16 protein-coding genes are annotated in these 13,101 nt (G+C 66.3%); 7 read left to right on the top strand and 9 right to left on the bottom strand.

Features of this window, described 5'->3' with window-relative positions; genetic code table 11:
• Positions 1-30: 30 nt before the first annotated feature.
• From dxr to rpsB, 7 genes are all read right to left on the bottom strand, one after another.
• On the bottom strand, positions 31-1,212 hold the full coding sequence (gene dxr / locus VKF82_08080; protein ID HME82018.1) for a 1-deoxy-D-xylulose-5-phosphate reductoisomerase: 1,182 nt from the start codon (positions 1,210-1,212) through the stop codon (positions 31-33).
• Positions 1,213-1,216: 4 nt separating this feature from the next.
• Positions 1,217-2,074: a phosphatidate cytidylyltransferase gene (locus VKF82_08075; protein ID HME82017.1), complete on the bottom strand. Its 858-nt coding sequence runs from the start codon at positions 2,072-2,074 to the stop codon at positions 1,217-1,219.
• On the bottom strand, positions 2,071-2,283 hold the full coding sequence (locus VKF82_08070; protein ID HME82016.1) for a hypothetical protein: 213 nt from the start codon (positions 2,281-2,283) through the stop codon (positions 2,071-2,073). The genes VKF82_08075 and VKF82_08070 overlap by 4 nt, the downstream gene beginning before the upstream one ends.
• On the bottom strand, positions 2,280-2,843 hold the full coding sequence (frr, locus tag VKF82_08065; GenBank protein ID HME82015.1) for a ribosome recycling factor: 564 nt from the start codon (positions 2,841-2,843) through the stop codon (positions 2,280-2,282). Before frr ends, VKF82_08070 begins: the two co-directional genes overlap by 4 nt.
• Positions 2,818-3,585, bottom strand: a complete 768-nt coding sequence (gene pyrH / locus VKF82_08060; GenBank protein ID HME82014.1) for a UMP kinase — start codon at positions 3,583-3,585, stop codon at positions 2,818-2,820. Before pyrH ends, frr begins: the two co-directional genes overlap by 26 nt.
• 1 nt (position 3,586) lies before the next feature.
• A complete protein-coding gene (locus VKF82_08055) occupies positions 3,587-4,141 on the bottom strand; it encodes an elongation factor Ts (protein ID HME82013.1) in 555 nt (184 codons plus the stop codon).
• A gap of 126 nt (positions 4,142-4,267) precedes the next feature.
• Entirely contained in the window at positions 4,268-5,116 is an 849-nt protein-coding gene (gene rpsB, locus VKF82_08050; GenBank protein HME82012.1) for a 30S ribosomal protein S2, read from the bottom strand.
• A gap of 231 nt (positions 5,117-5,347) precedes the next feature.
• Between rpsB and VKF82_08045 the strand changes: the two genes are divergently transcribed.
• From VKF82_08045 to VKF82_08025, 5 genes are all read left to right on the top strand, one after another.
• Positions 5,348-5,722 carry a hypothetical protein gene (locus VKF82_08045; GenBank protein ID HME82011.1) on the top strand — a complete coding sequence of 125 codons (375 nt, stop codon included), beginning with the start codon at positions 5,348-5,350 and terminating at the stop codon, positions 5,720-5,722.
• 46 nt (positions 5,723-5,768) lie between these two features.
• Positions 5,769-6,680: an AAA family ATPase gene (locus tag VKF82_08040; GenBank protein HME82010.1), complete on the top strand. Its 912-nt coding sequence runs from the start codon at positions 5,769-5,771 to the stop codon at positions 6,678-6,680.
• A complete protein-coding gene (locus VKF82_08035; GenBank protein HME82009.1) occupies positions 6,653-7,339 on the top strand; it encodes a hypothetical protein in 687 nt (228 codons plus the stop codon). Before VKF82_08040 ends, VKF82_08035 begins: the two co-directional genes overlap by 28 nt.
• 3 nt (positions 7,340-7,342) lie before the next feature.
• Positions 7,343-8,929 carry a fatty acid--CoA ligase gene (locus tag VKF82_08030; GenBank protein HME82008.1) on the top strand — a complete coding sequence of 529 codons (1,587 nt, stop codon included), beginning with the start codon at positions 7,343-7,345 and terminating at the stop codon, positions 8,927-8,929.
• A gap of 132 nt (positions 8,930-9,061) precedes the next feature.
• Positions 9,062-9,526: a hypothetical protein gene (locus VKF82_08025; GenBank protein HME82007.1), complete on the top strand. Its 465-nt coding sequence runs from the start codon at positions 9,062-9,064 to the stop codon at positions 9,524-9,526.
• Here VKF82_08025 and VKF82_08020 read toward each other — a convergent pair.
• Positions 9,523-10,299: an ABC transporter permease gene (locus VKF82_08020; GenBank protein ID HME82006.1), complete on the bottom strand. Its 777-nt coding sequence runs from the start codon at positions 10,297-10,299 to the stop codon at positions 9,523-9,525. The two genes, VKF82_08025 and VKF82_08020, sit on opposite strands and share 4 nt — an antisense overlap.
• Positions 10,296-11,222: an ATP-binding cassette domain-containing protein gene (locus VKF82_08015; protein HME82005.1), complete on the bottom strand. Its 927-nt coding sequence runs from the start codon at positions 11,220-11,222 to the stop codon at positions 10,296-10,298. The genes VKF82_08020 and VKF82_08015 overlap by 4 nt, the downstream gene beginning before the upstream one ends.
• Positions 11,223-11,416: 194 nt before the next feature.
• Here VKF82_08015 and VKF82_08010 point away from each other — a divergent pair, with 194 nt between their 5' ends.
• Positions 11,417-12,877 (top strand): hypothetical protein, encoded by a 1,461-nt coding sequence (locus VKF82_08010; GenBank protein ID HME82004.1) that lies wholly within the window; start codon positions 11,417-11,419, stop codon positions 12,875-12,877.
• Positions 12,878-12,902: 25 nt separating this feature from the next.
• On the top strand, positions 12,903-13,101 hold a 199-nt coding region (locus VKF82_08005), incomplete at its 3' end, for a hypothetical protein (protein HME82003.1).

The following is a 13,101-nucleotide window of genomic DNA, read 5'->3' as shown; positions in this document are numbered from 1 at the left end:
CGAGATGAGGGCGATGATGGGGTCTATCCTTTATATATGGAGCGAATTCATTCGACCGACATTCTCGCGCGTGATTTCGCGCGCCCACGCGTCGGCGGCGCGTATGCCTTCGAGGGTGGCCGGCCCGCCTGCGTGCGCGTCCAACGCGCGTCCGACGAGCGCGCTGATATCGGTGAACTTCATTTTCCCTTGCAAAAAGGCGCGTCCTGCCTCTTCATTCGCGGCCGAGAGAACTGCCGGGTACGTCCCCCCGGCTCGCAGTGCGCGGAAGCAGAGCGCGACGGCGGGAAAGCGACTTTCGTCCAATGGTTCAAACGTCAGACGCGCCGTCTCGCCGCCCAACCCGATGGCGGTGCGCGTCTTCGTCGCGTCCGCGCCGGGCAGCCGGCGCGGGTAGGCGAGCGCGTAGCCGATCGGGATGCGCATGTCGGGCGCGGCCAGCTGCGCTTTGACGCTGCCGTCGGTGAAGATGACGAATGCGTGCGCGACGCTTTGGCGGTGCACGACGATCTCGAGCTGATCGGCTGACAGACCGAAGAAACGGCTCGCCTCGATGATCTCCAGCCCCTTGTTCATCATGGTCGCCGAATCCAGCGTGTTCTTCGGACCCATGGCCCAGGTCGGGTGGGCGAGCGCCTGCTCGGGCGTCACGTCGCGCATGCGCTCGGCGCTATGCTCCCAGAACGGGCCGCCGCTCGCGGTCAGCACGACCTGGCGGACATCTTCGATGCGCTCGCCGGCCAGGCACTGGAATACCGCGCTGTGCTCCGAATCCACCGGCAGAATGACCGCGCCCGCTGCGCGCGCGCGCGCGAATAGCGGATCGCCTGCCGCCACCGCTAGTTCTTTGTTCGCCAACGCCACCGTGAGCCCGCGATCGACCGCAGCCAGGACGGCGTCCAACCCGGCCATGCCATCCGTCGCCGCAAGAACGCACTCGACATCGCCCTCGACCGCTTGCAAGAGGCCGCCCGCACCGTGGCCGATCGCTTGCGGTTCGTAGGTCAGCTCGGCGCGCAGCTGCGAGACCAGTTCAGGCGAGCCGATCGATAGCCGGGCCGGCCGGAAGCGGTTGGCCTGACGCGCCAGCTCCGCGACGTTGTCGCGCGCGGCCAACGCGGCCACGCTCAGCATGTCGCCATGCCGGCCGATGACCTCGAGCGCTTGCGATCCGATGGAACCGGTCGACCCGAGGACGCAGACGCGTCTCATCGCGTCAGGGGGTGACGCGGCCGAACCATAAGAGAATCGAATACCCGACCACGCCCGCCAAGAAGTACGAGTCGAACCGGTCGAGCACGCCGCCGTGGCCGACGATCAGTTGGCCCGAGTCCTTGACCTGGGCGTTGCGCTTGAGCGCGGACTCGACCAAGTCGCCGAGCTGCGCCGCCAGCGAAACGCTCGCCGCAAACGTGAGGCCGAGATACCACGGGGCACCGACCTGAGGCAACAGTCCTAAGAGCGTGCCGGCGACCGTCGGGATCACGAACGCCGCGATGGCGCCTTCCCACGTCTTGCCGGGCGAGATGCGCGGTGCGAGCGGCGTGCGTCCGAACTGCAGCCCGACCAGCATGCCGGAGATGTCGGTCAGCGCGACGATGATGATCAGCCACAGCGTGTACGCGGCGCCGGTATGCGCGGGATTGATGCCGCGAATGGCGATCAAGTAGGACGCGATCTTGCCCAGATACAGCGCTGCGATCACGGTCGTGCCCCAGCGCACCGCGAAACGGTCCACGCCGCCGGCTAGCGCCGCGATCATCGCGGCGATCACGACCACGACGACCATGCTCGGTTCGACGCGCAGGTTGAAGTACGTCTCGATGACGTAGGCGGCGACCGCCGGTATGGCCACCCACAGCGACGCCGCCGCGCCCGCGCGCTGCGTCAGCCGCGCGAACTCGACCACGCTCAACAGGCAGATGACGAGGATCAGCAGCCCGAACAGCGGCCGCGCGAAGACGCAGCCGATGCCGACCGCCGCCACGAGCAGGCCGATACCGATGCGTTTGAGCGACAGCTCTTGGCGCAGCCGCTGGCCGGCGTCCATATGATTGGCGACGGTGACGCTCACAGCCGGACGTAGTCCGCGTAGGTCAGGACGAGTTCGAGGCCGCCGCCATGTTCGGTCGCGCGGACCACGTGCAACTGCCCGGTCCCCGCGCTCGGATGCATAGGCGTCAGCACGCGCACGAACAGGTCGACACCGTGCAAACGGCGACGCGCGTGCTCGTACGACGCGTTGATAAGGTCCTCGTGAGCCGGCGCAAGCAGGACGCTCACACCTCCATGATCTCCTTCTCTTTGGTCTGGACGAGCGCGTCCACATCGGCCACGAATCGGTCGGTGAGCTTTTGCACGTGCTCGTTGCCGCGGCGGCCTTCGTCTTCGGTGATCTTGCCGTCGCGCTGCGCGTGCTGGATATGGTTGTGGCCGTCCTTGCGGACATTGCGCACCGCGACGCGGCCGTCCTCGGCCCGCTTGTGCACGAGCTTGACGAGCTCTTTGCGCCGCTCCTCGTTGAGCGGCGGCAGCACGAGGCGGATGATGCCGCCGTCGACGTTCGGCGTGATGCCGATGTCCGAGGACTCGATCGCCTTGCGGACGTCGCCCGTGATCGACTTATCGTGGGGCGAGACGACGATGCTGCGCGCATCCGGAATCGAGATCGTCGCGCAGTGCTTGAGCGGCATCTCCGTGCCGTAGGCGTTGACGACCACGTGGTCGAGCAGCGCGCTGTTCGCGCGCCCGGTGCGGATGGCGGCGAACTCACCACGCGTCGTCTCGACCGCCTTCTTCATGCGCTCCTCGAGATCTTTATACAACTGGGGCAGCATGCCCATCGTGTGCCCTCCCTACGAACGTGCCGATCGGCTCGCCCCAGATGACGCGCCTGATGTTGCCTTCGCGCATGAGCTCGAAGACCACGATCGGCAGGCCATTGTCCATGCACAGCGTCAGCGCGGTGTTGTCGAGCACTTCAAGCCCGCGCTGCAGGACCTCGAGATAGTCGAGCGTGGTGAAGCGCGCGGCGGTCGCATCTTTTTTCGGATCGGCGCTGTACACGCCGTCGACCTGCGTGGCCTTGAGGATCGCCTCCGCGCCGATCTCGATGGCGCGCAGCGCGGCGGTCGTGTCGGTGGTGAAATACGGATTGCCGGTGCCCGCGGCGAAGATGACGACGCGCCCCTTTTCCAGATGGCGGATGGCACGCCGGCGGATGTACGGCTCGGCGACCTGGTGCATCGAAATAGCGGTTTGGACGCGCGTCGCGACGCCGATGTTCTCGAGCGCGTCTTGGAGCGCCAGCGCGTTGATGACGGTGGCGAGCATGCCCATGTAGTCTGCCGTCGCGCGGTCCATGTTCTCGTGCGACGCCGTCTTGCCGCGCCAGATGTTGCCGCCGCCGACCACGCAGGCCATCTGCACGCCGTTGCTGGCCACGTCTTTGATCTCGTGCGCGATCCGATACACGGCATCCGTGTCGATCGGCTCGCCACGCCCGCCGCCCGCGAACGCTTCGCCGCTGAGTTTGAGCAGGACGCGTTTGTACGCCGGCTGTGCGCCGGCGCGGACGGCGCTCATGTCAAGACTCGCCGATGTCGAACCGGGCGAACCTGCGGATCTTGATGTTCTCCCCGAGGACGCCGACGGCGCCGGCCACAAGGTCGGCGATCGTGCGGCTCTCGTCGCGCACGAACGGCTGCTCGAGCAGCACGTGTTCCTCGTAGTACTTGTCGATCTTGCCGTCGTGCTCGATCTCGAGCTTGGCTTTCTCCGCCGCCGGGATGTCGTCGCGCGAGATGAACCGCGGCCGCGAGGCGCAGATGTGCAGCGCCAGATCGTGGGCCAGCTTTTGGAAAACCTCGTTCTTGGCGACGAAATCGGTCTCGCAGGCCAACTCGACCAGCACGCCCATCTTGCCGCCTTGATGGACGTAGTGCCCGATGAACCCTTCGCGCACCTCGCGATCGCCCTTCTTGGCCGCGACTTGCTGGCCGCGCTCCGCGAGCAGCTTGCGCGCCCGTTCTCTGTCGCCTGAGGCCTCGACAAGCGCGCGCCGGCAATCCATCACCGGGGCGTTGGTCGCCTCGCGCAGTGCCTTGACGTCAGCCGCGCTCGGCACGTATTTCTCAGTCATTTCCACGTGTCCCGTTTCCTCGTATCATTGACGTTCCCTCTCACGCGTGCGGCCGCGCCGAGTCGCGCGCAAAGGGACGCGCTGCGAACCCAGTTCGTGTTCGCGCGTTCGTAGGGGCTCGAGCTTCTATGTGGCTGCAGGCGTCGCTTCGGTCGTGGGCGCCGTCGCTTGCGGCGCCGGCGCAGCGCTTTCCGGCACCGCCTGCGGTGCGGTCGACGGTTCGGCGCCGGCCGGAGGCGCTGCGGCAGCGGCCGCATCGGGTGTCGAGCCCATGTAGTCCGCCGATTCGGCTTCGGTCTTTCCCTCGATGATCGCGTCGGCGATCTTGCTGCTCATCAGCTTGACCGCGCGGATCGCATCGTCGTTGCCGGGAATCGCGTAATCGATCTCGTCGGGGTCGCAATTCGTATCGATGACCGCGATGATCGGGATCTTCAGCTTGCGCGCCTCGAGCACCGCGATTCGCTCCTTGCGGGGATCGACGATGAACACGGCGTCCGGCAGCTTGGGCATGTCTTTGATGCCGGCGAGAAAACGATCCAGCTTGCGCAGCTCGTCCTCGAGCAGGCCGACTTCTTTCTTGGTCAGCACTTCGAAGACGCCGGTGTCGCGCTGGCGCTCCAGTTCGCGCAGGCGCTGGATGCGCTTTTGGATCGTTTGGAAATTCGTCAGCGTGCCGCCCAGCCAGCGCTGGTTCACGTAGAACATGCCGGCGCGCTCGGCCTCTTCTTTGACCGCCTCTTGCGCCTGCTTCTTGGTGCCGACGAACAAGAAGACTTTGCCTTGGCGGGCCATCTCTTTGACCACGCCGTACACCTCGCGCAGTTTGAGCACGGTCTTTTGCAGATCGATGATATAGATGCCGTTGCGCTCTTGGAAGATGTACTTGGCCATCTTCGGGTTCCAACGGCGCGTCTGGTGCCCGAAATGGACGCCCGCTTCGAGCAGTTGCTTCATGGAGATGATGGAAGACATGCGAAAACCTTTCCCTAAGCCGCCCTATGGAGCGGTCGAGTTTACTCGACCGTCCGTTTGACAGCCACAACAGTCGCTGGGCGACCGTTCACTAGGATCGGGGTGTGACCGGGAGGGCACACCTCCCACGACCGAAGGCCGCGGGCAAATGGCGCATTTCTGATCCTAAACTTGCGCTCTGGTATCTTACCATACGGGCATTGCGGGACGCAACGCCGAAGCCCGCTTTTTGTGATACTGCTGTCGATAACGCCGTGGAACAAGATACTGCTCGCTGTCGCCGTCCTGTCGGCGCAAGCGCTCGACATCAACGCGACGCAGCACATCCTCGCGCCGCCCTACAACGGACACGAAAACGAATTCATCGCGCATCCTTTCGTCCACCCCAACGGCTACGCCGAGCAGTGGGCGGCGACGCTCGGCTCTGACGGTCTGCAGTACCTCATCACGCATCGCTGGGCCGCGAATGCGCAATCGGCCCTGTGGTCGGCGCGCGCGGCCGCGCATCTCAACGCCGCGCTGCAGGTCCAGGCGCAGATGCGCGCCTTCGACGCGCAGCAAGCCTCAGCCGCGCAAGCGGCGCACGAGGACGTGCCGCTGCCCTGATCGTTCACGGGGGGCCGCTGCGCGCACGCGTGGAACTCCATGACGTATGCTGCTCGAGGCCTTCGGGTTGCAGCGCGACCCCTTTATCGACACCGCGGATCCCGCGTTCTACTATGAGACGATCGCGACGGCCAATAATCGGCGCCGCCTCTTCGAGTGTCTCGCCGGCGGCCGCGGCCTCGCCGTCGTGCTCGGTCCGGTGGGCGCGGGCAAGACGTCGCTCTTCAACGCGGTCACCGAGCGCTTGGTCGATGACCCGCGCTTTCTCGTCGGACTCATCTTGGACCCGACGTTCGCCGACGAATCGCAGCTCCTCGAGGCGGTCACCGCAGCGCTCGGCTTCCCTTCGTGTAGTCCCGCGCTCTTGCGCGCTGGTCCGCGTGACCTGCGCGAACATCTGAAGCATCAGCTCTTCGAAGCGACCGCAGCCGATGGCCGTCAAGCGATCTTGCTGATCGACGAGGCCCAGCTCTTGCCGGACGAGCTGCTCGAGAGCCTGCGCTCGCTGCTCAACTTCCAGCTCGACGAGCGCAAACTGCTCTCCATCGGACTCGCGGGGCAGGCCGAGATCGCGTCCGCGATCGTGCGCCGGCCGAACTTGAGCGATCGCGTCGCGGTGTGGCTCGACATCGCGCCGCTCACCGAGTCGGAGGCGGCGGGCCTCATCGATCATCGCCTGCGGCGCGCCGGTTTTGCGGGCGATCGCTCGCCGTTCGACAGCGTTGCGGTGCACGACATCTGGCGGCGCTCGGCCGGCGTGCCGCGCCGTCTCGGGGCGCTGGCGCGCGAAGCGATGGAGATCGCCGCTGAACGCGGCAGCCGCGACATCCGGCCGGGCGACGTCGCGGACGCGACGCGCCGCTTGCCGCCGTCGCAGCCCGCGACGAATGCGCCAGCCCCGCCAACGCCGGTGGGTTCGAACCGCCCGTGGTGGCAACGCTGGACCGCGGCGCGATGAGCGATACGCGGCGCATTCCCGCCGACATGCTCTTGCTCGAGCAGCGTCGGCGCGCGGCCGGCGCGGCTGCGCCGGCGCCGTTACCTGCCGCGGCCGAGGCTGACGAGCTGCTCGACGACGCGTTGATCAGCCAGACCACCAGCGCCTCCGACGAAGCGCCGCCCGCATTCGTGCTCTACCGGCCGCTCGGGCAAGTGAGCCTGGCGGCGCAGCACTGGAGCTCGACGGTCGACCACGAGGCGCTGCAAACCGCCATCGTGTGCTGTCCGATCGGCCCGCCGTCCGCACGGCCTTTCGAGCAAAGCCTCGTAGCGGTCGTGCCGCTGGCGCTGTCGGCGCCGCCCGAAGGCGTTCCGACATTGCACGTCACACTCAGCGCGGACGACGTCGCTGCTGTGGAGCAGGGCGTGCGCCGCACGTCCAGAGCGGCTGGCCTGCGCCTCGTGCGCGCGGCGGCATTGCCGACCGGCATCGCGGGCGCCGAGCCCGCCTCGACGGGACTGGCGGCGGCGGCGCTGTCGGCCTACCGCACGGCGGCGCTCATCCACGCGTGGAACGCCGCCTTGGGCGCGCCTGCCGCTGCCGATCTCGAACGCGAACGCGACGCTGCAGCGGTCAACCTGCTCTCGACGTTGCGCGGCTTGCTTGGAGAGACGTAGATCATGAAAAGCCCATTGCTGGTGACCGATTTCCTCAGACGCGGACGCACGGTGTTCCGCGACGCGACGGCGGTCGTGTGCGGCGCCGAGCGCTTCACGTATGGGCAGCTAGCCGAACGCATCGACCGGTTCTCGAACGCGCTGGTGCGCATGGGCGTCAACGGCGGCGATGTGGTCGCCTACATCTCGTTCAACTGTCACCGCCTGCTCGAGGGCTATTACGCGGTTCCGCAGATCGGCGCGATCCTGTTGCCGATCAACATCCGGCTGACGCCGCCGGACATCGCGTACATCCTCACCGATGCCGGCGCCTCGACCGTCGTGATCGACCGCCAGCTCGTCGGCCTGCTCGCGCCGATTCTGCCGTCGTTGCCGTCCGTCAAACACGTCGTCCTGATGGGTGGCGACCCCAAAGCCGACATGCCGGTGCGCGGCACCGATTACGAAGCGTTGATCGCAGGATCGCCGGCCGAATTCTCGCCGCCGCCGATCGATGAAGACGACGTCGCCGAGCTCTTCTATACGAGCGGCACGACCGCGCGTCCGAAGGGCGTGATGCTCACGCATCGCAATCTGGTGACGCACGCGTACTCCGCGATGGCGTGCGTCCACGTCTCAGACATGGACGTGATCCTCCACAGCATCCCGCTCTTCCATGTGAACGGTTGGGGCACGCCGCACACGCTCACGATGGTCGGCGGCCGGCACGTCATGGTCCCGCGCTTCGATCCCGAGCACGTGCTCGAAGTGATGGAGCGCGAACGCGTGACGAGGATGTTCATGGTGCCGACCATGGCGGTCGCGCTGATGAGCGCGCCGTCATGGCGCACGCGCGATCTGAGCGCGGTGACCCGGATCATGTTCGGCGGCGCCGCGACCCCGCCGGCGCTGCTCAGGGCGATGGACGAGCGCCTACCCGACGCGGTCGTGCACTGCGGCTACGGGCTCTCGGAGACGTCGCCGATATTGACGACCGCGTTGCCCGGCGCGTACCTGCATCTCGACAAGACCGCCTCTGTGCCGGTGCGCGCCACCGCGGGCGTGCCTTTGCCCGGGGTCGAGATCGAGATCCTCGACGAGAACGGCGCGCCGGTGCCGCATGACGGCGTCAGCGTCGGCGAGATCTGCGCGCGCGGCAACTCGGTCTTCGCCGGCTATTGGAAGCAGCCGGGGGAGACCGCGAACTCGATCGTCGACGGCTGGTTCCACACGGGCGACATGGGCTCCATCGACGACCGGGGGTACGTGTCGATCGTGGACCGCAAGAAAGACATCATCATCACCGGCGGCGAGAACGTCGCCTCGATCGAGATCGAAAAGGCGATCTACGATCATCCCGCGGTGCTCGAATGCGCGGTCATCGGCGTGCCTGATGAGAAGTGGGGCGAGGTGCCGGCCGCCATCATCGTGCTCAAGCCCGGCGCCAAGCTGGACGTGGCGGAACTGGTCGAGCACACGCGCTCGACGCTCGCGCATTTCAAAGTGCCCAAGCACGTGCGCTTCGTCGATTCGCTGCCCAAAGGCGGCACGGGCAAGATCCTCAAGCGCGAGCTGCGCGACGCGTTCTCGAAGGAGCCGGCCGCGACGTGATGTAGTCCCGGGCTCTTGAGCCCGGGCTGGAGGTAGTTCCTGTCGCTCGAACTTGTAAGCACGATCGCGTCGCTCGGAACCTTCGTCGTCATCGCCGCGACCGCGGTCACTGCGATCATCCAGCTGCGCCACATGCGCGGCGGCAATCAGATCTCCGCGCTCACCGAGTGTCGCGAGGTCATCGAATCGCCGGAGTTCTTCAAGGCGCGGCGCTTCATCCAAGAAGATCTGCCGGTCCTCCTCGAGCAGCCCGGAACGGCGGCGCGCTTCGAGCGCCGCGTCTTGGACGACGAGCTGCAGGCGATCAACTTCGTCGGCAATTTCTTCGAGAATCTCGGCGCGTTCGTCAAGCACGGCATCATCGACAGAGAGATCGCCTGTGATCTGTGGTCCGGCGTCGTGCTGACCGCCTGGAATTCGCTATTGCCCGTCACCACGATCAGACGCCGCGTCCTCCAGACGCAAGCGCTCATGGAGAATTTCGAATACCTCGCCGTGCTGTCCGAAGATTACATCGCGCGCAACCCGAACGGCATCTACCCGCGGGGTGTCCGGCGGATGCCGCTGGCGCCCGAGGAGTCCTTGCCGCGAGGTTAACGCGCGAGCTTGTCGCGTAAGAACTTCACCGGTAAGTAGGCGAGCAGCGCACCCGCGACCACGAGCCACGCCACGTGGTTCCACAGACCCCATGAGAGTTGCCCGTTGACCAACGCGCGGAACACGATGACGGCGTGGTACAGCGGCGTGCACCAGGCGATGACCTGCAACCAGTGCGGCACTTTGTCGAGCGGGAAAAAGATGCCGCCGATCATCACCATCGGTGTGGCGACCATCGAGAAATAGTAGAACAGATGTTCCTGCGTCTTCACCATCATCGCGACCGCGAACGCGGGCATCGCGAAGACGATGCCGGTGAGCGCGAGCAGCGGCAGGCTCAGCAGCGCCCACCACGAGTGCACCAATCCGAAGAGCGTGATGACCGCCAAGAAGATCCCGCCGTACAGCGTGGCGCGGAAGCCTTCCCAGATGTACTCGCCGGCGGCTATCTCGAGCGGATCGACCGGCGCGGTCACCATCGACTCGTACACGCCGTTGTGATGCAGCCGCTCGAACGCACCCCAGCATGCGTCGAACGTCGCCGCGTTGAGCGCGGCGAGCCCCAGCATCCCGGGCGCCATGAACTGCAGCAGCGAGCCTTTGGCGCCAAGTGTCAAGTACGCCCCGAGCCCGAAGCCGAGCGCGAGAAAATACGCCATCGGCTCGAAGATGTTGATGGCGATGCTCGATCCTGCATACTTCAGCCAAGCGCTGTAGTCGCGGCGGAACACGTTCCACGAATTGCGGTGGAACAGCGCGGCGAGCGGGTTCATTCCTCGAGCTCGCGCCCCGTGAGGTTCAAGAACACGTCTTCGAGTGTGGCCGGGCGCGCCACGTGGCGCACAGCCTCGACGCCGCGCTCGGCCAGACGGCGCAGCAGCACGCGATTGTCGTCGTTATAGAGGTAGGTGGTCTCGCCGTGGCGCTCGCGCCGGCGGATCAAACCGTCGAACGGACCGATCGTCTCCGGGTCGACACCGATGACCTCGAGCACGTCCGCCGCTGCGTAGCGCTCGACCAGCTCGCGCGGCGTGCCCGCCGCGAGGATCTTGCCTTCGTCCATGATGACCAGCCGGTCGCACAGCCGCGCCGCTTCTTCCATATAATGCGTGGTCAGGATGAGCGTGATGCCGCGCTCGCGCAGACCGAGCAGCAGGTGCCACATCAGCAGCCGCGCCTGCGGATCCAGCCCGGTCGTCGGTTCGTCGAGCACCATCATCTCTGGATCGTTCACCAGGCCGCGCGCGATCGCCAGCCGCCGCTTCATGCCGCCGGAGAGTTCGGCGATGCGCGCGCGCGCTTTGCTCTCCAGATTCATCGTGTGCAGCAACGAAGCGCACTTCGCGCGCGCGGCGGCGCCGCGGATGCCGAAGAACGCCGCATAGAGCAGCACGTTCTCTTCGACCGTCAGCTCGGGATCGAGCGCGCTTTCCTGGGTGACGACGCCGATGCGGCGCTTGATCGTCTGCGGGTGCGTGGCCGCGTCCATACCCAAGACGTCGAGCGTGCCGGACGACTTGGTCGTGCGGCAGTAGATCATCTTCATCGTGCTGGTCTTGCCGGCGCCGTTGACGCCCAAGAAGCCGAAGCACTCGCGCGGCGCGATGCGGAAGTCGATGCCGCGCACCGCTTCGAACGTCCCGTAGCGTTTTGTGAGATCGCGCGCCTCGACGGCTGCGGACTCAGGGTACGTCATAGCCCGCGACGCTTCTTCGCGCACCGCGCGCGAATCCTCGCACGAGCGGAGTCGGCCATACTGCAGGATTGGCCGCCGGGACGTACCAAGTCTACGCTCCCGATGGCCCATCATCTCTTCCGCTATCTGAAGCGCCCCAAACTTCCGCCGGCGTGTACATGTCGTGCGCCGCAGGCCGACGGCCGCACGCTCTGATGCCCTGCAGCGCCAACGTCCTCGCTCCCGCTTCGCCGGTCGAGCGAGCCCGCTACATCAGCGAACATCTCTCGCCGCATCTGTTCCGCAGCGTCGCCGGGCAAGCGGCTCCCGAAGCCGCCCAGATCGCATGGCGCATCACCCCTGAACCGTTTCCGCTCACGCCGGCCACCGTCTTTCGCCTCGAGACGCTCGGTTCGGACCTCCTCAAGTTCTATCGCGCCCTCAACAAGCTCTATTTCCAGAGCGTGCGCGGCACCGCGCCCGCCTTCGTGCGCGAGTATCTCGAGCTGGGCAAGCCGGAGCAGATCGTGCGCCTCCAGCGCCAAAACCGCTTCAAGCAGGACACGCCCTCCGTCATCCGGCCTGACGTCATCCTCACCGAAGGCGTGATCGACGACGGCATGATCGCCGCAGAGCTCGACGCCGTGCCGGGCGGCATGGGCTTCGTCGGCGCGATGGGCGAGACGTATTGCGAGCTCGGTTTTGACCAGGTCGGCGAGTTCGACGGCATCGTGCGCGGCTTCGCTTCGATGGCGCGCTCGCTCACCGGCAAGGAGCGCCCGGTCATCGCGATCGTGGTCTCCAAGGAGTCCGAAGACTATCGCGGCGAGATGATCTGGCTGGCGAGCGCGCTCGGCCGCGCGGGGCTCGCCGACGCGGTGACGGTCAAGCCCGAAGAGGTCGTGTTCACCGAAGAGGCGCTGGTGATCGACACGCCGTCGGGGCGGCGCACCGTGGACCTGTTGTATCGCTTCTTCGAGCTGTTCGACCTGCTCAACATCCCGAAGCAAGAGCTGTTCTTCTACGCGGCGCGTCACAAGCGCGTGGAGATCACGCCGCCGGCCAAGTCGTTCTTCGAAGAGAAGCTGACCTTCGCGCTGTTCCACCATACCACGCTCGAACCGCTATGGCGGGCTGACATCGGCGACGAGACGTACGACCGCATCGCCAAGATCTTCCCGCAGACCTGGATCCTCGATCCGCGGCCGATGCCGCCGCAAGCGGTCGTGCTCGGGTTGACCGCCGAGGGCCGTCCGGTGCACACGTGGACACAGCTCTATCACCTGTCGAAATCGGAGCGCGTGTACGTGGTCAAGCCGTCCGGCTTTTCCGAGCTGTCGTGGGGCAGCAAAGGCGTCTACGTCGGCGACGACCTGACGCGCGACGAATGGATGGCCGTGCTCGACGGCGGGCTCGCGGTGTTCGACAAGACGCCGCACATCTTGCAGCGCTTCCACAAGGGCCGGCGCGTGCAGATCCCCTACTTCGATCCGGCCGCCGGCGACGTCGTGACGATGGAAGGCCGCGTGCGCCTATGCCCCTATTATTTTGTCAACGGCGACGAGGCGAAGCTCAGCGGCGTCCTCGCCACGATCGTGCCGGCGGACAAGCGGCTGATCCACGGCATGTCCACCGCAGTGATGGCGCCATGCGCCATCTCAGACAACGGATACTGAGCGCCTTCCGCCCGCGAGCGCCCGCATGACGGCCAAGCCGGATCGCCAGGAACAAAGACGGCGCTCAGAGTCGCGCTGGCCCGCCTCGCTGGCGACGATCGCGGCGACGGTCCTCTACGTCATGTTGCCGCCGCACCTGACGCTTGGCCCGCGCTGGCTGATGCCGGCGCTTGTCGCGGCCTTGCTCCTGCCCCTGCTCGCGGTCGGCCCGTTTTTCGAAGGGC

It is taken from the genome of Candidatus Eremiobacteraceae bacterium (assembly GCA_035314825.1).
GTDB lineage: Bacteria > Vulcanimicrobiota > Vulcanimicrobiia > Eremiobacterales > Eremiobacteraceae > JAFAHD01.
Note: the sequence above shows the minus strand (reverse complement) of the source record. Positions and strands in the feature narration are given on the sequence as shown.